We start from the raw sequence: 21432 nt of genomic DNA on the forward strand, positions 1-21432 counted from the left end.
GGGTATTCTTTTTTTCTTGCAATTTATCAAGTTCAGCTAAAATATCTTTTGAATTTGGAATAAGATTTTTTAAGCTCTGAAAGGGCGTTTTCATATAGAGTGATTTGAGTTTTATACTCTTCAAAAAATGCATTGTCAGAAGGATTAGCCTTATATTCATTGTAGCACGCCCTGTATTTTTTTACGGTATGAACTTGTTCCATAGTGGCAGAAAGCAACAGCATTTCCTTATCAATAACCTTGATTTTATCCTGTAAATTTTGCCTTTCATCGGCTGCTTTTTGGATGTACTCATCAAGTTGCTTAACGGATTTAATACCTTGTTCTCTGAGGAAGATAACAGACTCAGCCATTGTATTAAGGTTATGTTTGGTTGCCCAATATTCATAGCCTTTGCTTTCTTTTACTTTAAGATTTGTGTTCATATCAATAACCTTGCCGATGCGTTTTTTGACGGCAGGAGTCTTGATATACTCTCTTTCTGCAATACGTTCTTTTAATCTTTCTTCGGTATAATCTTCTCCGATTGTTTTAGCCCTTGTAAATCTCGCCTTATCTTTTGGCTTAAAAGCAATGTGTTTGCCATACTTAATTTCATAGTCAAGATCAGCCATCTTTTTTAGAAACTCATCCCAATCCTTAGACTGTTTTATCATTCTATCAATGTCAAATTGAAGCTTGCTTTTCCAAGAAGCCCCATGCTTTGTCTGTTCGTTTTCATACCAAGATTTACCGGTAGTCTTATATTTTTTCTTATAGCTTTCGTAAAACTCGTCAACGATGGATAGGCTATTTTCTTTGCATAGCTTATCGCTCTGATAACGGATTTTATGATAGCTTTTTTTATTAGACTGGTAGCACCTACCTGTTACCATATTTACATTGTTAAAGATGATGTGATTGTGTATATGCCCTTTATCTATATGGGTAGATAAGACAAATTCGTACTCGTCTTTGAGTATCTTTGAATTTCTTATTAAATTATACCAGAAGGACACCATAATTTCCACATATAACCTGACAAATATTGAATTATAATTTATTATTAAATATAAATTCAGTATTGGGATGGAAAGAGGTGTGCTATGGCACAAGTATTAAAAGAAGAAGTTAGAAATAGAATACTCGAAGCAGCAGAAAAAGTATTTTATAAAAAGGATTATAGAGGTGCTAAATTAACAGATATTGCAAAAGAAGCAAATATTCCTGTGGCACTCATTTATACCTATTTTAAAAACAAGGAAGTTTTGTTTGATGCAGTAGTAAGTTCTGTTTATATAAACTTCGAGTCAGCTTTTAATGAGGAAGAATCTTTGGAAAAAGGTTCTGCTTCTGAAAGGTTTGATGAGGTTGGAGAAAATTATATTCATGAACTTTTAAAAGAGCGTAAGAAGTTAATTATTTTAATGGATAAAAGCTCAGGTACTAAGCATACAGAAGCAAAGCAAAAACTCATATCGCAAATGCAGGTTCATATTGAAGTAAGTTTAAAAAGACAATCGAAACAGGAATATGATCCAATGCTTGCCCATATTTTAGCCAGTAACTTTACAGAGGGGCTTCTTGAAATAGCAAGGCACTATCAAAGTGAAAAGTGGGCAAAAGATATGTTAAAACTTATTGCAAGGTGTTATTACAAGGGAGTGGAATCCCTATAATCAGCACTAAAAAAATAGACTTTGCGTAATCAGCAAAGTCTTACTTTAAATCTTAATACTAAATTAAAATTCAATATTATTCAATTTTGAAAGGAGAGTTGTTCATGCCGGAAAAAGAATTAAGGAAAAAAGTGATTGGGAAAAATGGTTTACCCAATTCACTTCTTGCTTTAAAAATAGTATTTGATTTGATACCACAAATCTTACTTGTATATTTGATTAGTTCTTTAATCACAAACAATATTAACGAAGGTAATTTAAAGTATATATTCTTGGGAATCTTTATATCGTTTGTATTAAAAGGCGTGTTTTACTATTTTGCAACAAAGGTTGCTCATGAGAAGGCATACGAAAAATTGACAGAACTTAGGATAGATATTATCGGGCATCTAAAAAAACTAAGTTTGGGATTTTTCAAAGAACATAATACAGGGGAGCTTACGAACATTGTTCAGCATGATGTGGAGCAAGTGGAAGTATACCTTGCTCATGGTCTTCCTGAAATAATGGCAGTTACACTTCTGCCTATGTTTCGGCGGTAGATAGTTACGAAAGACTTTCAAGAATTTTATATGCAGATGTAATCCCGGATAAAGTGAATGGAATTGTTCCGAAAGATAATGATATAGCTTTTGAAAACATAGATTTTTCCTATGAAAAAGATGAATTTAAAATGGAAAAATTGAGCTTTTCTATTGCTGAAAAAACAATGACAGCCTTAGTTGGAGAATCAGGTAGTGGAAAGACTACTATAATGGATATGTCATATTTTGTCTTTCAAGATTCAGACTACCAGTTGTTTTCGGAAAGTGTACTTGATGAAATGCTGCTTGGTATTTCAAGTAAAGATAAAAAAGAAAATACCCAAAAGGCAAAGTCTATTTTGAATGTACTTGGCTTAGATAAATACATTGATAGACGATGCTGTCGCTGAGGTAATAATCAAGTTAGTAAGCAATCCTAAATTTGCGTCTATGATACAAGAAAAAATCAATATGAAGGTTGATACATCAGCTATTGAAAATGAGATAGATAATTACCAAAAAGAGCTGAGAAAAAGTCATTCTACAAAGTTTAAGCTCATTGAAGAAATAGATAACTTAGATGTTGATGATAAACATTATAGGAGAAGAAAAACCGATTTAGATGACAGGCTTTATCGTATGTATGATAAAATTGAAGAGTTAGAAGGTCAGTTAATAGAAGCTAAAGCAAAAAAAGAAACAATAGAAGCTGAGAAACTTACTGGCGATATATATATAAGGTTTTGATTTATTTTGACAAACTTTATAAAGTCATGAACGATGTTGAACGCAGACAGTTAATAGAATCACTTATTTCAGAAATTCAAATTTATGAAGAGAAGCAGCCAAATAGACAATGGCTAAAGTCCATTACTTTTAAGCTACCTATCATAGATGAGGATCTAAATATAAGTTTTGACAATGATGAGTAAGTTGATGTATGAAGGGGGGGGAATTTAACAAATTTATTACACATGATTATCGTAATTAATGTAAATAATTGGGAATATAACTAATTATCATTTTAATGTAAAGGTTTTTATATAAGGGAATAAAAAAGAATATGAATTGTATAAACATTCAATATAGAGTTCAAAGGTAAGCTACTTTGGGCGTTTTTCAGTGTTTTATTCATTATTTTTGTATTTATTCTCAAAAATTTTTTTATTTTTGTTCATTCCAATATTCCGCTATAATTGACCGCACTTTTAACTTGATTGCGTAGCAGAGCAAATGAAATTACAAGCAAATAATAAAACTTTAGATCTTTCAAATCCTCAGATTATGGGGATTTTGAATTTTACGCCGGATTCTTTTTCAGACAGTGGACGCTTCTTTTCTTTAGATAAAGCCTTATTTCAGGCAGAAAGAATGTTATCGGAAGGTGCGAGTATTATTGATATTGGTGGTGAATCCACTCGTTCTAATGCGGCAGAAGTAAGTTTGGAGCAAGAATTGGATCGTGTTGTGCCTTTAGTTGAAGCTGTAAGAAAACGTTTTGATTGTTGGATTTCAGTAGATACCTCTAAAGCTGAAGTAATGTTGGAAAGTGCTAAAGTCGGTATGGATATAATCAATGATATTCGTGCATTACAAGAGCCTAATGCCTTAGAGACAGCGGTAAAATTAGGGTTACCGACTTGTATTATGCATATGCAAGGGCAACCTCGTACAATGCAACAAAATCCCCAATATAATAATGTAGTGCAGGAAGTATTGGAATTTTTACAAAATCACACCGCACTTTGTTTACAAGCGGGCATGAAAAAAGAAAATATTATTTGGGATCCCGGTTTAGGTTTTGGTAAAACTGTGCAACAGAATTATAAATTATTACAGCAAGTTGCCCGATTTTGTCAGCAGGATATTCCTGTTTTAGTGGGGTTATCACGTAAGTCTATGATTGGTGCGGTGTTGGATAAACCTGTAGGCCAAAGAGTAATAGGAAGTGCGACAGGTGCATTACTTGCGGCAATGAACGGTGCAAAAATTTTGCGTGTACATGATGTTGATGAAACATTAGATGCATTGAAAATTTGGCAAGCAACAGAACAGGCTTAGTTTTAAAGAGTTGTTCTACAATAAGTTGATTTCACAGAGTGAAGGATAATTTTGCTTCTCTTGCGTTGATGAATAATCAAGGAACGAAAAATGGCGGAACGTAAATATTTTGGAACTGATGGTGTGCGTGGCAAAGTAGGAAGTTATCCTATTACTCCCGATTTTGTGCTGAAATTAGGATGGGCAGCAGGTAAAGTGCTAGCTACACAGGGAACTGGTAAAGTCCTAATTGGTAAAGATACACGTATTTCCGGATATATGTTGGAATCTGCATTAGAAGCGGGGTTGGCAGCTGCAGGATTATCTGCCGCATTTACCGGACCAATGCCAACACCGGCAATTGCTTATTTAACACGTACTTTTCGTTCGGAGGCGGGAATTGTTATTTCTGCTTCACATAATCCTTTTTATGACAATGGAATTAAGTTTTTTTCTGCACAAGGTACAAAATTACCTGATGATGTGGAAGAAGCAATAGAGGCTATGTTGGAACAGCCTATGGATTGTGTTGAATCAGCTAAATTGGGGCGTGCAAGCCGTATTAATGATGCGGCAGGTCGTTATATTGAGTTTTGTAAAAGTACTTTTCCGGCACATTTAAGTTTAGATAAGTATAAAATCGTGGTGGACTGTGCAAATGGTGCAACTTACCATATTGCACCGAATGTCATGCGTGAACTTGGTGCAGAAGTTATTGAAATTGGTACGCAACCCGATGGTATGAATATCAATGAAAACTGCGGTGCAACAGATATCAAAGCATTACAAAATCAAGTATTGGAAACAAAAGCTGATATCGGTTTAGCCTATGATGGCGATGGTGATCGCTTAATTATGGTTGATCATTTTGGTAATAAAGTTGATGGCGATCAGATCTTGTTTATTATTGCTCGTGAGGCGTTACGTTCAGGTAACTTAAAAGGTGGCGTGGTGGGCACGTTAATGAGCAATATGAGCTTAGAGCTCGCTTTAAAGCAATTGGGAATTCCATTTGTTCGTGCAAATGTAGGTGACCGCTATGTGTTAGAAAAAATGCAAGAATATAATTGGATTTTGGGTGGTGAAAATTCAGGTCATATTATTATTGCGGATAAAAATACTACCGGAGACGGTGTGATCGCTTCCTTGGCGGTATTAGCTGCAATGGTGCAACATAAATTGTCTTTAAACGAATTAGCAAGTGCGGTGAAATTATTTCCACAAGTGTTAATTAATGTACGTTTTGCAGGTGGTGCAAATCCATTGGAAAGTGATGCAGTAAAAGCAGTTGCAACAGAGGTCGAAAAACAACTTGCAGGCAAGGGCAGAATTTTATTACGCAAATCCGGAACGGAGCCATTAATTAGAGTGATGGTGGAATGTGAGGATGCTGAACTGGCACAGCTCAGTGCAGAAAAAATTGCTGAGGCAGTTAGATCTAATTAGGTGTGATAGGATAATGAAAATATTTGTAATGCGACATGGCGAAGCAGAAGTGATGGCTAATTCGGATAAAGAACGCCGCTTAACCTCTCGAGGTCGGTTGCAAGTTAGCGAACGAGGTTATTGGTTAAAAACGGTTATTCCTGATTTTGATAAGGTTTTGGTAAGTCCTTATAGAAGAGCGGTAGAAAGTTTTGAAAAAATCGATGAGGCTTATCATCATCAACTAAGTTCAAAGCAGGAAATTTGGGAAGGTATTACACCTTATGGAAGTAGTCATTTGGTGATAGATTATTTATCTGTATTGGCAAATAAAGGTGTTGATAAGGTCTTGATTGTTTCACATTTACCTTTAGTGTGGGATATTGTCACAGAATTGTGTTCTAAACGTAGCCCCATCAGTTTTTATCCCTCTACAATTGTTGGTTTACAGTGGGATTGTGAGCAAAGTGCGGTCATTACGGAGATAAAATATCCGGAGTAGTAATATGCAAAATAACGATTTCTTATCCGCCTTTATTTTTTCAACCAGCGTTACTCTGCCGACATTGTTAATGCTGATGTTGGGTGTTACGTTACGAGCAAAACGAGTCATTGATGATCGTTTCAGCGGACAAGCAACTAAAATTATTTTTAATATTACCCTGCCTGTTTTATTATTTTTAAGTATTTTTAAAAATCCTGTGGATTATAGCCAACAAGTGCCTCTTTTATTGGCAGGAGTGGTTGGTACATTAATTTTATTTGTTGGTGCTGAGATTTTTGCCGCAAAATTTGTTGCAGATAAACGTGAAAGAGGCACTTTTGTGCAAAGTGTTTATCGAGGTAATAACGGCATTTTAGGTTTAGCATTTTGCATTAATGCTTATGGGGATTTAGCGTTGGCACCGGCGTCAATTTATGCGGCTGCATTAACTTTTTTATATAATATTTTAGGTGTTATTACGCTAAGTCGTTCTTTATCCGATGGTAAAGTCGGTGTCAAAAAAATTGTTTTCAATGTTTTAAAAAATCCATTAATTATTGGTATCTTACTCGGTATTTTGGCAAGTTTTAATCAGGTGGTTTTTCCAAAAGCAATCTTGACGACCGCTGATTATCTTGCGAGCATGACCTTACCTTTAGCATTAATTTGTACCGGTGCCAGTATTGATGTGAAAGGATTATTTAAGATTAATGCGGTATCTTTATGGGCGAGTATCGGACGATTACTGGTCGCACCTATTTTTATGGTAGTGATTGGCAAAGTTTTAGGTATCACCGGTATACATTTAGGTATCGTGTTATTGATGTCTTCAACACCTTTAGCAACAGCTGCTTACGCCATGATTAGAGGAATGGGCGGTAATGCTGTAACAGCTGCGAATATTATTGGATTGACAACTTTTGGATCTATGTTTAGTTCTGTTACAGGTCTGTTATTACTGAATCAAATAGGCTGGATTTAAATAATTTTTTCGTTTTTATTTGATTTTGTTATTATTCGGTAACGTTTATATAGTGAATCTATTTTTTGGCAAAATATAACCGCACTTTGGACTTATCTATAAAAGTGCGGTTTAAATTTATAAATCAATGCAACAAATCATTCAAACATTTTCCGGCAACGGCGTATTAAGTAAAAATATCAAAGGTTTTCGTCCTCGAGTTGAGCAAACGGAAATGGCAAAAGCTGTAGGTCGGGCAATTAGTCAAAAAAGTACTTTAGTTGTGGAAGCCGGTACAGGAACAGGAAAAACATTTGCGTATTTAGTCCCGGCGTTATTGGCAAAAAAGAAAACGATTATTTCCACAGGTTCAAAGAATTTACAAGATCAACTTTTTAGTCGAGATCTCCCCACTATAAAAAAAGCCTTGAACTATAGCGGTAAAATTGCCTTATTAAAAGGACGAGCCAATTATTTATGTTTGGAACGCTTGGAACAAGTTATTGCTCAAGGCGTTTTGGGGAATAGAGAAGTGTTGGCGGATTTGGCAAGCGTACGTCGCTGGAATAATGCAACAAAAACGGGCGATTTAACTGAATGTGTTGAACTTGCGGAAGATAGCCCTATTTTACCGCAACTGACCAGTACGGCAGAAAGTTGTTTAGGGGCAGAGTGTCCTCATTATGCAGATTGTTATATTGCCCTTGCACGCAAAAAAGCACTTAATGCTGATTTAGTTGTAGTCAACCATCATTTATTTTTTGCCGATATAGTCGTGAAAGAAAGTGGTTTTGGTGAATTAATTCCGCAAGCTGAAGTGATTATTTTTGATGAAGCACATCAACTTCCCGACATTGCAAGTCAATATTTCGGTCAAAGCATTACTTCTCGCCAATTTTTTGATTTATGTAAAGATATTAATATTGTTTATCGAACTGAAATAAAAGATATGGCACAGCTTGGTGTAGCTTCCGACACGCTGTTAAAAGCGGTGCAAGACTTTCGTTTATTGCTGGGTGAAGGGAATTTAAGAGGCAATTGGCGTGAAGTTTTACGCCAAAGTGCGGTAGAAAAATCGTTCAGTTTGTTACAAGAAAAAGTAGATTTTACAGCGGAAGTTATCAAATTAGGGTTAGGACGTTCACAAACGTTAGACAGTATTTTTGAGCGTATTATTCAGCTGAAAGCAATGCTTCAACGCTTACAAGCAACAGATATCGTAGGATTTTGTTATTGGTATGAAACCATGGGAAGGCAATTCGGTTTACATATTACACCTTTAACCGTTGCTGATAAATTTGGTGAGCAAATGAAAGCTAAAGAAGTCGCATGGATTTTTACCTCGGCAACTTTAGAGGTGGCAGGAACGTTTACTCATTTCTGCAAACGCTTAGGTATTGAAAAGGCGGAACAGCAAGTTTTACCCAGCCCATTTAATTTTACCGAACAAGCACTATTTTGTGTACCTCGTTATTTACCCGTCACCAATCATCGTAACACATTAAATCAATTGGCTGAAATGTTATTGCCGGTGATTGAAAGTAATAATGGATGTTGTTTTGTCCTTTGTACTTCTTATTTGATGATGAAAGGATTAGCTGAGTATTTTCGTGAACATAGTCAATTAAGTGTTCTGCTTCAAGGGGAAACTTCTAAAGGAAAACTGTTAGAGCAATTCATTAAAGAAGATCATTCTGTTTTGGTGGCAACGTCGAGTTTTTGGGAGGGAGTTGATGTGCGTGGAAAAGCTTTATCTTTAGTGATTATTGATAAGTTACCTTTTACTGCACCGGATGAACCTTTACTTAAAGCAAGAATTGAAGATTGTCGTTTACAAGGTGGAGACCCTTTCAATGATATTCAAATTCCGGAAGCGGTCATTGCCCTGAAACAAGGTGTTGGGCGTTTAATTCGAGATGTTACTGATCGAGGTGCGGTGATTATTTGTGATAGTCGGTTGGTTTTTCGACCTTATGGTGAACTATTTTTACATAGCCTGCCTAACGCAAAACGTACCCGAGATTTAAACAAGGTGGTACAATTTCTGGCTCAAATTAAAAAGGAGAAATAACAGAATGATGACAACTTTATTAGCACTTGATACATCAACAGAAGCCTGTTCAGTCGCACTTTTATACAAAGGAGAAGTCACCTATTTTGATGAGTTGGCACAACGCACTCATGCTAAACGCATTTTACCAATGATCGATGAGATTTTGGTGCAGTCCGGTATTCAACTAAATCAATTAGATGCCTTGGTATTTGGGCGTGGACCAGGAAGTTTTACCGGTGTACGTGTTGGTGCGGGGATTGTGCAAGGCTTAGCTTTTGGGGCGGATTTGCCTGTGATTCCTATTTCTAATTTAACCGCAATGGCACAACAGGCTTATGAGCAATATGGGGCGGAACAAGTTTTGTGTGCAATTGATGCCAGAATGAACGAAGTTTATTTTAGTCAATTACAGGCAGAAAAAGTGCGGTTGGAAAATACTGATTTTGTTCAATGGCAAGAGTTAGTCAACGAACAAGTTTGTTCGCCACAGCAGGCCTTAGCTCAATTAAAAGATATCCAGATTGAAGATTGGACAATGGTCGGTACTGGTTGGGAATATGCTGAATTCACCGTAGCGGGATTGAGTGAGAAGACGCAAATTGATCTACCATCTGCCCGTTATATGCTTTCTCTAGCTTTGCCTTCTTATCATCAAAAACACTGGATAAGTGCGGTAGAAGTTGAGCCTGTTTATTTGCGTAATGAAGTAACTTGGAAGAAACTTCCGGGACGTGAATAATTCATGATGTGTTTATTTTTCTATTGCTCGTGTACTTGCTGAATTTTATTTTGAAGAAAATCTTGATTTATAGGGGAAGATTGAAAGATGTTTTATTGCATTGAGGTTTTTGCTAAGAGAAATAAATCTGCTCAAAATAAAAAATTGAAGTATAATGCACTCGATTTTTCACAGAAAAATAGTAAAAATGATAGAAATATCAGTTAATTAAAGAGGATAAATACCATGCAAAAACCTTGGTTTCAAAATTACCCTGAGGGCTCACCGCTGGAACTGGACACTTCAAAATATGAAAGTTTGTTAGACATGTTTGATAAAGCTATTCGTGAGCATCCTGATCGTCCGGCTTATGTAAATATGGGGCAGGTTTTAACTTTCCGTAAATTAGAAGAACGTAGTCGAGCTTTTGCTGCTTATTTACAAAATGAACTAAAATTAAAGCGAGGTGAGCGTGTTGCTTTAATGATGCCGAATTTATTGCAATATCCAATTGCATTATTCGGGACTTTGCGTGCAGGTTTGGTTGTGGTCAATGTTAATCCACTTTATACACCGAGAGAACTGGAGCATCAATTACAGGATAGCGGTGCAACAGCAATTGTTGTGGTATCAAATTTTGCGTCAACTTTAGAAAAAGTCGTTTTTAATACGAATATCAAGCACGTCATCCTCACTAGAATGGGGGATCAGCTCTCTTTTGGTAAACGTACTTTGGTCAATTTTGTAGTGAAATATATTAAGAAATTGGTGCCAAAATATAAGTTACCGAGTGCGGTAACATTTCGTGAAGTTTTGGCTGTCGGTAAAAACCGTCAATATGTACGTCCACAAGTGGAACGCACTGACTTAGCCTTTTTACAATATACAGGTGGCACAACAGGTGTGGCAAAAGGTGCAATGTTGACACATGGAAATATTATTACAAATATTTTTCAAGCGGCTTGGATTGCCTCACCCTTTGTAGGCGATCATAAAAAACAGCGTAAAGCCATTATAGCTTTACCGCTTTATCATATATTTGCATTAACAGCAAACTGTTTACTTTTTATTGAATTAGGTATTACCGCAGTTTTAATTACTAATCCTCGTGATATTGACGGTTTCATTAAAGAATTAAAAAAACATCGTTTTGTAGGGATAACTGGGGTGAATACTTTATTTAATGCCTTGCTGAATAACGAAAACTTTAAAGAGGTTGATTTTTCCGCATTGAAGTTGTCTGTGGGAGGCGGTATGGCTATCCAACAATCTGTAGCGACTCGTTGGCATGAATTGACTGGTTGCAATATTATTGAAGGCTATGGAATGACAGAATGTTCGCCTTTAATTGCAGCATGCCCAATCAATGTAGTTAAACATAATGGAACTATTGGTGTTCCAGTACCGAATACAGATATTAAAATTGTCAAAGATGACGGTTCTTTAGCTGAACTTGATGAACCTGGAGAACTTTGGGTTAAAGGTGAGCAGGTAATGCAAGGGTATTGGCAACGTCCAGAGGCAACGGAAGAAGTGTTAAAAGACGGCTGGCTGGCAACGGGTGATATCGTTATTATGGATAAAACTTATAGTTTACGCATAGTAGATCGTAAAAAAGACATTATTATTGTATCTGGTTTTAATGTTTATCCGAATGAGATTGAAGATGTTGTAATGCTTAATCCTAAAGTAGCGGAAGTTGTTGCTATTGGTATTCCGGATGAAGTTTCAGGTGAAAAAATCAAAATTTTTGTTGTGAAAAAAGATGATAGTTTAACTCGTGATGAAATACGCCAGCATTGTCGTCAATATCTTACAGGGTACAAAATTCCGAAATATATTGAGTTTCGTGATGAATTACCGAAAAGTAATGTAGGTAAAATTTTGCGTCGAGTATTACGTGATGAAGAGCTGGCAAAACATGCGTAAAAATAAATATCAAGTGGGCGATTAAACGCCCACTTTTTGTGTATCGTTTTACCCACAATGATGTAGCAATGAGAAAGGTTATTGAATAATAGATAATTAGCAAGTATGTCCGTTTTAATAAAAGAAATCCAAAATTCACCGCAGTTTCAATTGATTACTACAAATGATCGTTTATATGAGATTTGCCAACAGGCACAACAAAAAACGGTGATTGCTTTGGATACTGAGTTTGTTCGCACCAAAAGTTTTTATCCCAAACTAGGATTGATTCAACTTTATGACGGTGAGCAAGTGAGCTTAATAGATCCTTTTGAGTTGAATGATTTTTCTCCTTTTATTCAACTTTTAGCCAATCAAAAGGTCACAAAAGTATTGCACGCTTGCAGTGAGGATCTGGAAGTTTTTCAACATTATTTTCAGCAGTTGCCAACGCCAATGTTAGATACTCAAATTATGGCGGCATTTTTGCAACATGGCAATTCCATTGGTTTAGCTACATTGCTAAAACATTATTTCAAGCTGGAAATAGATAAAGGGATTTCTCGCACTAATTGGCTTGCTCGCCCTTTGTCTGACGTACAATTGCACTATGCTGCTGCCGATGTATGGTATTTATTGCCATTATATCAACGTATGCAACAAAAATTAGCTCAAACCTCTTGGCAAAGTGCGGTGCAAAATGATTGTGAAAATTTGTTGAAAAAATATACTCAGATAAAAGATAGTAACAATGCTTATTTTTCTATATCTGGAGCGTGGAAATTAAACTCTCAGGAATTAATGCGTTTAAAGCTGTTAGCAAAATGGAGACAAGAAGAAGCGATAAAGCGTAATCTTGCATTAAATTTTGTTATTCGTGCAGAGCATTTGATTTTATTAGCACAACATAATCCAAAATATACTTCACAGCTGTTATCCATTGGTTTATCTCTGCTGGAAGTGCGTATTCATGGTAAAAAAATATTACAACTCTTAGAGAAAGCAAACAAAGCACCGGCGTATGACTATCCACCACCAATTTTGCGAGTCACTGATGATCATCGTTATCGTGTAGCAATTAAATTGCTACAAGCAACGTTACGGGAAATCACTCCGGCAGATTTACCGACTGAAGTTTTGTCAACTAAGCGTATGTTAGATCAGCTGATAAAGTGGCATTGGATTAAACAAGACAATCCTCATGATTTACCTGATTTGCTTTGCGGATGGCGTAGGGAGTTTGGATTATTGTTATTAAAGGCTTTGCATTAATTAGATGCTTTCTTAAATTTTTTGGAACGAACTCAAGAAATCAAAGGGTATACAAATTGATACCCTCTATATTTTTAGACAGGGAAGAATGTTGATCTCTCCCCTATATGTCAATCTTTAATCAAGATATTTGATTACTTTAATTACTTTATTTACCCCTGAAACATGACGAGCGACTTCTGCAGCTGCATCTGCTTGAGATTGAGTTAAATTTCCCATTAAGAATACTTCACCATTTTCAGTAATCACTTTAATATCCGCTGATTTAATATTTGAATTGACGAATAACTTAGATTTAATTTGTGTAGTGATCCAGCCATCCTTACTAATTTGTCCAATAGTAATTGGTTGTGCAAGGCGTAACTCATTATATACTTCGTCAACAAGTTCCACCCCTCTGGCTAAATTAGTTGCCTGTACTTTTAAACTATTATTCGGAACTTGTCCGATTAATAAAATTCGGGAGCTATAAGAAACTACATTAACACGCCCTTCAGCTTTTATTTGTGCATCTTTTTTAATCGCTGACAAGACTTTTTCTTCCAGTGTTTCATCATCAATTTGAGTACCTACTGTTCTCGGATCCGTTGCAACTTTTACCGCAACTGCCGTACCGGTAGCAATACCAATCACAGTGGCTGTTGCACAACCTTGTAATAAAAGAGCTGAACTCAGCAATAGCCCTAACGTTTTATTTATTTTCATCTGATTTCTCCTTGTTGAAATTTTGCCTAGTTTGGGTTGAAACATGGCTTTTTGTCAAGAACTATGAATGTGAAAATAATGAATAATCAATAAGCTCACATAATGTGTTAATAATTAGCAGATGATTTTCAAGAATACGACTTTCCTTACCGGTCGGTACTGAAATTTCTAAATCATTTGCCGTTAAAAATCCTTGTATATGACCGTTATTTTCACCGGTTAAAGCGATAATTTGTACATCTTTATTTAATGCACATTGCAATATATTTAGCATCGTTTCTTCATTGCCGAAAGGAGAAAAAATAATTAATAGATCACCTTGTTGTGCAATTGCGTTAAATTGTCTTTGATACAACATAGTATGACAATTTTCGGAAATAATGGCAGAACCGACCGCACTATCCAAACTTAGTAGAACGGAAGGAAAGCTAGGGCGTTCCAATTCATATCTATTGAGTAAATTTGCTACTAAAAATTGTGCATTAGCATAGGATCTACCATGCCCACTGACAATAATTTTATTACCTTTCAGCAGGCAATTTACAATATGTTGAGTTGCCTCTACGATTTTTGTTGCAAGTAAGCTGGAGGAAGAAATTTGAGTTTGAATACTTTCCGTATAAATATCTTTAACTTTTTCTAACATAATTTTTATTCATCAAGAAAATTAGGTATCCATTGGATATCATTTGTTGTTGCTCCAAAAGCGACCAGATCGAAACGGCAGTCCGCATCTTCTAAACTGGAATCATATTGTGCTAACCATAGGTTGGCTGCATCAAGCCATTTTTGCTGCTTTTTCCAATCTACACTGTCAATTGCTGAACCGAAAATTTGATTTTTACGCTGACGAACCTCAACAAAAACGATCGTTTGCTGATCTTGCATAATCAAATCCAATTCACCGCAGTTAAAGCGTTGGTTAGCTGCAATAAAGGTTAAACCTTGTCTCTCTAAAAAGAGGCGAGCCTGATATTCAAAACTCGCACCTTGTTGACGTTTGGATTGTATCATTCTTCGTTAATCAGATAGATGCTGTCATCTTGCTCGTTAAGCGGATAGATACTGCCATTTTGATATTGGAACCAAGTCATATCACGTTCAACATTACAGTTAGGGCCGGCACTGAGTTTTCCTGTTAACCCATCAATGGTAAATCCGGGAATTTGACGGAATTCATTAAATTGATTTATTAATAACCAAGCATCATAACCCATAGCATATAAATGCATTAATGAGTAATCATTATTGGTCATTTTTTCAATTTTTTTATATTGTTCCGATTCCCTATCTTTGAAGAACGGAATATCACTAAATTGCAGATTATTCAGAAACAAACGATGTTCAGGACCACTGTTAGGCGAATTACTACGTGAACTTGCATAAAGTTTTAGGGTCGGATTAATATTATCCAACACTGCTTTAATTTCAGCTAATTGTTTGTTATTAGCAATAATATACACGCCGTCAGTACTTTCACTTAACCCCGATTTTAATGCAAAATTAATATCTGCAGTTTGATTATAGAATTTAATATTGGCATCAGTACCCAATAGTTGTTGCCAACGTAGAGTAAATGCCGCTGCCGTGCGTCGCCCCAGATTATTTTGCGGTACTAAAACAAGTGGAATACGTACTGTATCATTCCACATTTTACTTGCCGCACTTTCAGCTTCATCTTCAGGCGATAGTCCATAATAACAAAGGTGTTCAATTGCCCGTGCATTAGGCGTAGAGTTCAACGCTAACACATTTAAATCTTGTACCAAATACGGATTATTGACTATAACATCAACATTTTGTTTGAGTAATGGTCCGACAAGAGTGTTAATTCCCTGTTTTTTTGCTTGATTAATAATTTGTTCTATAGACATTTTCATTGAGTCAAATACGTGAACTTGAACATTGTAATTGACTTTGGCATCATCAAACCCGTTTTTAATTGTTTCACCGATAAGTCGTGTATTGCCGCTTAAAGGGAGTATTAGACCGACTTGCGTTAAAGTAGTTTGTTGAAAATTGGCAAGCCCTTGTAATTCTGTAGGTAATAAATGTGCTGCCGTATGTGTTGGATAATAATTTTTCCAAGTCAGTAATGTTTGAATTAATTGTGCAGGTTGATTAAGGTTATCATTGTATAGTTGAGCTAATGTTAACCAACCGCTCAATGTAATATTTCCTTCCGCATCAGTATTATTTAGTACTTCACTATCTGTATTGCGTAGCAATGCCCAAGTGCGGTCATTATTTTGTTGTTTTCGTTGAATATCACTTAAAAAATTATCCATTTGAATTCGAGCTTTTATCGCTGAAATATTATCATGACGATTTTCTGCAATACGAGAAACAATCTCATAATAACGTGATTTTTGTGAAGGACTAAGTGATGTCAAGTGAATTAAAGATAATTGATATTCTGCCGTTTCATTTTTGCCTTTAACGGCAGAAATATGAGCTTCAATCAGGGATTTATCTAGTTTTTGTTCATCATTTAAATCTATCAATTCAGCAAGATATGCTTCCGCTTGCGGGATTTTATTTTCTGTTACTAAAACTCGAGCAGCTAAAAGTTTATAGGTTTGTAAATCTTGTTGATTTTGTGTTTGTTCAATTTTCCGAATGTAAAAATCAGAACTTGCATTGGCATCATTTTTTAAGCTTGCCGTAAAGCTACTGCCTAATAAATTGACACAGCCTGCTAAAAAAAACATAACTAAAATCGGGAGAAAGCATTTTTTTAAGCGTAAACCTTGCATTAAAATAGATAACATAAATTGCTCCTTGAGTATGTGCAATGTAAAATGCACGGTGATCTTACTTATCTCACCAATTAAAAGCAAATAAAAGAAGTGAAAAATGAATAATTCGACAGGAACTCTATACGTTGTTGCAACGCCAATCGGTAATTTACAAGATATTACTCAACGTGCTTTAGATGTATTTACCAAAGTTGATTTGATCGCTGCGGAAGATACACGTCATAGCGGTTTATTACTGAATCACTACGGCATTAAAAGAAATTTTTTTGCGTTACATGATCATAATGAACAACAAAAAGCAGATGTACTGATTGAGAAATTACAACAAGGGTTAAATATAGCACTTATTTCTGATGCTGGTACACCTTTAATCAGTGATCCGGGGTTTCACGTGGTGCGTAAATGTCACCAAGCAAATATCCGAGTGGTCCCATTACCTGGAGCTTGTGCGGCAATAACCGCATTATGTGCATCAGGCATCGCTTCCGATCGTTTCTGCTTCGAGGGATTTTTACCTGCCAAGAGTAAGGCAAGACGAGATAAATTGGCAAACTTAGCAAATGAAGACCGCACTTTGATTTTTTATGAGTCAACGCATCGTATTTTGGATTGCTTGACTGATATTGAACTTGAATTGGGAGCCGATCGCTATGTAGTGCTTGCACGTGAAATCACAAAGACTTGGGAAACAATTCGAGGAGATCAAGTTGGAAAGTTGCATCAATGGCTACAAGAAGATCCTAATCGAACGAAAGGAGAAATGGTGCTAATTGTTGAGGGCAAATCAAAAAGAGAAGATGAAACATTTTCCCCTCAAGCGATTAAAACATTACAATTGGTTAGCCAAGAATTACCTTTAAAGAAAGCAGCATCTATTGTTGCTGAAATTTATGGCTATAAGAAAAATGCACTTTACCAATTTGGTCTTATTCAAGGTTACTAATATAATGAGGCTATAATCTCAGGTTTAATTTGGGTATAATCGCCAAACTTTTTAGGTCTGATTTTTAAGGACAAATATGAGTCAATTTTTTTATGTTCATTCAGAAAATCCACAATCCAGACTGATTAATCAGGCAGTGGAGATTTTACGTCAAGGCGGCGTAATTGTTTATCCGACCGATTCCGGTTATGCACTAGGTTGTATGATTGGAGATAAGCATGCAATGGATCGTATTGTGAAAATTCGCCAACTACCCGAAGGGCATAATTTTACCTTAGTTTGTAGCGACCTGTCTGAGTTATCAACTTATTCAGTAGTGAATAATTCGGTATATCGTTTGATTAAAAATAATACACCGGGTCGTTATACTTTTATTCTAAGTGCAACAAAAGAATTACCTCGTCGTTTAATGACATCAAAACGTAAAACCATCGGTATTCGTGTTCCGGATAATCAAATTGCGTTAGATCTATTAAAATCCTTAGGCGAACCAATTTTATCTTGCTCTTTAATGTTGCCCGGAGAAGAATATACAACACAATCCGATCCGGAGGAAATTCGAGATCGCCTTGAGCACCAAGTAGATTTAATCATTCATGGCGGATATTTAAGTCAGCAACCGACAACAGTAGTGGATCTGACAGAAGATAACCCGGTTATTTTACGAGAAGGAAGCGGTGATATTCGCCCTTTTATATAAATTAACTTTATTCATTCCCATTATCATAGACGCTTGTGAAAGCGACAGTAAGGAAAATAAATGAAAGTAAATAAGCAAAAATCCCGTCCAACTAAACCGCACTTTGCAAAGCAGGTTACCAACGAGTCTATGCGAGATAATACGAAGCGATTTGCAAACAAAGAAACAGTATCTGAACGTAAAAGTGCGGTAAAAAACACTCAAATTTCTCCAATATCAACAAAATCAACTCATGCTATCAATCAGCAAAAAGTCGAAGGGGAAAGACTACAGAAAGTGTTGGCTAGAGTAGGACAAGGGTCACGTCGGACAATTGAAGCAATGATTAGTGCCAATCGTATTAGTATTGACGGAAAAATGGCGACTTTAGGTGATCGTGTTGATATACATTCCGGCGTAAAAATCAGAATTGATGGACATATTGTCAATTTAACTCAAGCACAAAAAGAAGTATGTCGCGTTTTACTCTATTACAAACCGGAAGGAGAACTTTGCACTCGACATGATCCAGAAGGAAGAGCAACGGTTTTTGATCGTTTACCCCGTTTAAACGGATCTCGTTGGATTGCGGTTGGTCGTTTGGATATTAATACATCCGGACTACTTTTATTTACGACTGATGGTGAGTTAGCTAATCGTTTAATGCACCCACGACACGAAGTTGAACGCGAATATGCCGTGCGTGTTTTTGGGGAAGTAGATGATACAATGATTGCTCGTTTACGTAAAGGCGTTCAATTAGAAGATGGACCTGCTAACTTTACCAGTATTAAAGCAACAGGCGGGCAAGGAATGAACCAATGGTTCGATGTCACCTTGATAGAGGGGCGAAACCGAGAAGTTCGTCGATTGTGGGAATCACAAGGCATTCAAGTAAGTCGTTTAATTCGTATTCGCTACGGTAATATTAAATTAACGAAATCGTTACCACGTGGCGGCTGGGAAGAAATGGATCTAACCAATATTAATTATTTACGGAAACTTGTTGGGCTACCGCCTGAAACAGATAGCAAAATTGATACTAAAAAACCTCGTCGTATAAAAACGGGACAAATTCGTAAAGCTGTTAAACGCTATACTGAATTGAATAAACGTTATAAGAAATAAAAAACTTAGGGGCTGTATTAGATTAGTAAGTATGCTAGTCTATAAAAATGAAAATAACTCATTGTAAATTAAAGAAATCTATACAGAAAAAGCTCCTTGAGTTTTTTGTGTTAGAAGTGACAGCTCGATCAGCAGCTAATATTTTAGGTATCAATCCAAATTCAAGTGCCTTGTTTTATCGTAAAATTCGTGAAGTCATCAGCTATCATTTAGCCCTTGAAGCCGATGATGTTTTTGATGGACAGATTGAGCTTGATGAAAGCTATTTTGGTGGTCATCGTAAAGGAAAACGAGGGCGTGGAGCAACCGGTAAAGTGGCTGTTTTTGGCTTGTTAAAACGACAGGGAAAGGTATTTACGGTGGTGGTAGAAAATACCAAAACCGAAACGATAATGCCTGTAATCACAAGGAAAATCAAGCCTGACAGTTGGGTTTATACCGATACATATCGTAGCTATGATGCTCTTGATGTGAGCCAATTTCACCACGAACGCATCAATCATTCGGAGTTGTTTGCAGTGAAAGAAAATCACATCAACGGTATAGAAAACTTTTGGAGTCAAGCCAAACGGATACTCCGAAAATATAATGGAATTGACCGAAAAAACTTTCCTTTGTTCTTGAAGGAATGTGAATTTCGGTTTAACTTTGGAACACCAAAAGAGCAGTTAAAAACATTGCGAAAATGGTGTGGAATTTAGGGCTGATCTAATACAGCCCCAAAACTTATTTAAAAGTGTGAATTAACTCACAAATTTTAAATTACGTATTTGCATTATAGAACATGATTTTTTACATTGCACCTTATAAAAAGTGCTATAAAAAAGTAGCCAACATATTTTGCTTTCCGAGTAGTGCCTCTTTTGAGGCACTTTTTTTGTGTTTGAATAAAACAAAAAACCTAGCAATTCAAAGGTTATCGCTAGGTTAGATAAATAAATTAGTTAAACACGCCGCTGACGCCGACACGGAAACCAACTCGGCCTCTACTATCAGAAGAAATGCCGCCGGATATGGCATATTTTCCGTTTGCGGAAGTTCTACCGAGGTTTAAAGAGACCGCACTTTCGCTGCTATAACGAGCGGCACCGGCGGCATAAGACCATTTACCCGGGACGAAAGGCACATCTTTAAAAGCCATCGCGGCGGCGATACCGGCTTTAGCGTCTTTATTGACCTCTTCAACACGTTGGTTAGTTGCGTGTAATTGACTACCGTTTACTGCGTCAGTTGAGCGATGAGAAAGCAAACCGGCGGCAACATTTTGAATACGGCGTTCATTGCCTTTGCTGCCCACGGAAACGACGCCTTTTGCATCAACGCCGGCGTAATTGCCGTTGACTTTACCGATACCGCCCGTTGTTTCGCCTTTTTCTACATAAGCAGAAGAATCACCGAGGAAGACGGAGTTATCAACCTCAACATTAATATTATTACCGATAACGGTAGTTTTAGTTCCTTTGTTTACAATACTACTACCAATTGAGAATGAGCGTTCTTTATGTGTTTGTACATCGTTACCAATACTTAAAGAGCGATCTCCATACACTTTTGCTTGAGGACCGATGGCTTGTGATCTAAGTCCAGCAGCATGTGAATCCCAACCTATTGCTGTAGATAATTCATTGATGCTTTTAGATTTATAACCAAAAGCATTACTATAATTGCCAGAAGCCGTAGCACCTTGTCCAAGAGCCGAAGCAAATTTCGCAGTTGCTTTCGCTTCATCACCTACTGCTACTGCAAATTTTTCAGTTGCTTTAGAATCTTTACCTATAGAAACCGCCTGTACACCTGCATTTGCTTGGTAGCCCATTGCTACGGCATAAGATTGTGCCTTTGCTGTCTTACCAACCGCAGTTGCTCCTTCATGTGCAGCATTTGCATCAAAGCCTACAGCGACACTAGACTCAGCTACTTTGGCATTTTTTCCAACGGCAACGGATTTGGTATCATCCTTATACCTTCCTTCTGCCTTAGCACCTTCACCAATATAAATATGCCCATTACTAACATTAATATTATTACTATTTGATTGTTGAGCTTGAGCCATAGCCGAATGAGCAGTTAAAACAACTACCGCAGTTAAAGATAAATAAAAAATTTTCACTTAAAAGAAACCCTTAAAAAAAGAGTTAACATAGAAAAATCATAAAAAAGCTAACCGCACTAAGA

Annotated in this window: 22 protein-coding genes; 16 read left to right on the forward strand and 6 right to left on the reverse strand. The window is 36.5% G+C overall.

Features of this window, described 5'->3' with window-relative positions; genetic code table 11:
* Window positions 1–32: 32 nt before the first annotated feature.
* On the reverse strand, window positions 33–1001 hold the full coding sequence (locus HSM_RS06180) for a relaxase/mobilization nuclease domain-containing protein (RefSeq protein WP_012340369.1): 969 nt from the start codon (window positions 999–1001) through the stop codon (window positions 33–35).
* A gap of 84 nt (window positions 1002–1085) precedes the next feature.
* On the opposite strand from HSM_RS06180, the gene HSM_RS06185 reads away from it, so the two are divergent.
* From HSM_RS06185 to rnd, 12 genes are all read left to right on the forward strand, one after another.
* Entirely contained in the window at window positions 1086–1658 is a 573-nt protein-coding gene (locus HSM_RS06185; RefSeq protein WP_012340370.1) for a TetR/AcrR family transcriptional regulator, read from the forward strand.
* Window positions 1659–1762: 104 nt separating this feature from the next.
* Entirely contained in the window at window positions 1763–2200 is a 438-nt protein-coding gene (locus HSM_RS06190) for an ABC transporter transmembrane domain-containing protein (RefSeq protein WP_041605095.1), read from the forward strand.
* Between the two features lie 53 nt (window positions 2201–2253).
* The gene (locus tag HSM_RS11350) at window positions 2254–2592 is read left to right on the forward strand and encodes an ATP-binding cassette domain-containing protein (RefSeq protein ID WP_012340372.1); all 339 of its coding nucleotides are present in this window, start codon (window positions 2254–2256) and stop codon (window positions 2590–2592) included.
* On the forward strand, window positions 2570–2929 hold the full coding sequence (locus tag HSM_RS11020) for a hypothetical protein (protein ID WP_203414992.1): 360 nt from the start codon (window positions 2570–2572) through the stop codon (window positions 2927–2929). Before HSM_RS11350 ends, HSM_RS11020 begins: the two co-directional genes overlap by 23 nt.
* Window positions 2930–3415: 486 nt before the next feature.
* The gene (folP, locus tag HSM_RS06205; protein ID WP_012340373.1) at window positions 3416–4243 is read left to right on the forward strand and encodes a dihydropteroate synthase; all 828 of its coding nucleotides are present in this window, start codon (window positions 3416–3418) and stop codon (window positions 4241–4243) included.
* Window positions 4244–4333: 90 nt separating this feature from the next.
* Window positions 4334–5668: a phosphoglucosamine mutase gene (gene glmM / locus HSM_RS06210; RefSeq protein WP_012340374.1), complete on the forward strand. Its 1335-nt coding sequence runs from the start codon at window positions 4334–4336 to the stop codon at window positions 5666–5668.
* 13 nt (window positions 5669–5681) lie between these two features.
* On the forward strand, window positions 5682–6149 hold the full coding sequence (sixA, locus tag HSM_RS06215) for a phosphohistidine phosphatase SixA (protein ID WP_012340375.1): 468 nt from the start codon (window positions 5682–5684) through the stop codon (window positions 6147–6149).
* A gap of 4 nt (window positions 6150–6153) precedes the next feature.
* On the forward strand, window positions 6154–7113 hold the full coding sequence (locus tag HSM_RS06220) for an AEC family transporter (protein WP_011608885.1): 960 nt from the start codon (window positions 6154–6156) through the stop codon (window positions 7111–7113).
* Window positions 7114–7240: 127 nt separating this feature from the next.
* Window positions 7241–9163: an ATP-dependent DNA helicase gene (locus tag HSM_RS06225; protein WP_012340378.1), complete on the forward strand. Its 1923-nt coding sequence runs from the start codon at window positions 7241–7243 to the stop codon at window positions 9161–9163.
* A gap of 4 nt (window positions 9164–9167) precedes the next feature.
* Entirely contained in the window at window positions 9168–9884 is a 717-nt protein-coding gene (tsaB, locus tag HSM_RS06230; protein ID WP_012340379.1) for a tRNA (adenosine(37)-N6)-threonylcarbamoyltransferase complex dimerization subunit type 1 TsaB, read from the forward strand.
* A gap of 225 nt (window positions 9885–10109) precedes the next feature.
* On the forward strand, window positions 10110–11792 hold the full coding sequence (fadD, locus tag HSM_RS06235) for a long-chain-fatty-acid--CoA ligase FadD (RefSeq protein WP_012340380.1): 1683 nt from the start codon (window positions 10110–10112) through the stop codon (window positions 11790–11792).
* A gap of 105 nt (window positions 11793–11897) precedes the next feature.
* Complete coding sequence (gene rnd / locus HSM_RS06240; protein WP_012340381.1) at window positions 11898–13043, forward strand: ribonuclease D; 1146 nt, start codon at window positions 11898–11900, stop codon at window positions 13041–13043.
* A gap of 117 nt (window positions 13044–13160) precedes the next feature.
* Here the strand turns inward: rnd and dolP are convergent, their stop codons facing one another.
* The 4 genes from dolP to HSM_RS06260 all read right to left on the reverse strand — a co-directional run bounded on the left by dolP (window position 13161) and on the right by HSM_RS06260 (window position 16519).
* On the reverse strand, window positions 13161–13748 hold the full coding sequence (gene dolP, locus HSM_RS06245) for a division/outer membrane stress-associated lipid-binding lipoprotein (protein WP_011608890.1): 588 nt from the start codon (window positions 13746–13748) through the stop codon (window positions 13161–13163).
* Window positions 13749–13809: 61 nt separating this feature from the next.
* A complete protein-coding gene (locus HSM_RS06250) occupies window positions 13810–14394 on the reverse strand; it encodes a D-sedoheptulose-7-phosphate isomerase (RefSeq protein ID WP_011608891.1) in 585 nt (194 codons plus the stop codon).
* 5 nt (window positions 14395–14399) lie between these two features.
* Window positions 14400–14762 (reverse strand): YraN family protein, encoded by a 363-nt coding sequence (locus HSM_RS06255; RefSeq protein ID WP_012340382.1) that lies wholly within the window; start codon window positions 14760–14762, stop codon window positions 14400–14402.
* Window positions 14759–16519, reverse strand: a complete 1761-nt coding sequence (locus HSM_RS06260) for a penicillin-binding protein activator (RefSeq protein ID WP_012340383.1) — start codon at window positions 16517–16519, stop codon at window positions 14759–14761. Before HSM_RS06260 ends, HSM_RS06255 begins: the two co-directional genes overlap by 4 nt.
* 85 nt (window positions 16520–16604) lie before the next feature.
* On the opposite strand from HSM_RS06260, the gene rsmI reads away from it, so the two are divergent.
* The 4 genes from rsmI (at window position 16605) to HSM_RS06280 (ending at window position 19958) form a co-directional block, all read left to right on the forward strand.
* The gene (rsmI, locus tag HSM_RS06265) at window positions 16605–17450 is read left to right on the forward strand and encodes a 16S rRNA (cytidine(1402)-2'-O)-methyltransferase (protein ID WP_012340384.1); all 846 of its coding nucleotides are present in this window, start codon (window positions 16605–16607) and stop codon (window positions 17448–17450) included.
* 76 nt (window positions 17451–17526) lie between these two features.
* Window positions 17527–18150 carry an L-threonylcarbamoyladenylate synthase gene (locus HSM_RS06270; protein WP_011608895.1) on the forward strand — a complete coding sequence of 208 codons (624 nt, stop codon included), beginning with the start codon at window positions 17527–17529 and terminating at the stop codon, window positions 18148–18150.
* A gap of 60 nt (window positions 18151–18210) precedes the next feature.
* A complete protein-coding gene (gene rluB / locus HSM_RS06275; RefSeq protein WP_012340386.1) occupies window positions 18211–19257 on the forward strand; it encodes a 23S rRNA pseudouridine(2605) synthase RluB in 1047 nt (348 codons plus the stop codon).
* Between the two features lie 47 nt (window positions 19258–19304).
* The gene (locus HSM_RS06280; RefSeq protein WP_011608478.1) at window positions 19305–19958 is read left to right on the forward strand and encodes an IS1595-like element IS1016C2 family transposase; all 654 of its coding nucleotides are present in this window, start codon (window positions 19305–19307) and stop codon (window positions 19956–19958) included.
* Between the two features lie 239 nt (window positions 19959–20197).
* On the opposite strand, the gene HSM_RS06285 is transcribed toward HSM_RS06280, so the two are convergent.
* Window positions 20198–21367 carry a YadA-like family protein gene (locus HSM_RS06285; RefSeq protein ID WP_012340387.1) on the reverse strand — a complete coding sequence of 390 codons (1170 nt, stop codon included), beginning with the start codon at window positions 21365–21367 and terminating at the stop codon, window positions 20198–20200.
* Window positions 21368–21432 lie beyond the last annotated feature (65 nt).

The organism is Histophilus somni 2336 (assembly GCF_000019405.1).
Lineage (GTDB): Bacteria > Pseudomonadota > Gammaproteobacteria > Enterobacterales > Pasteurellaceae > Histophilus > Histophilus somni.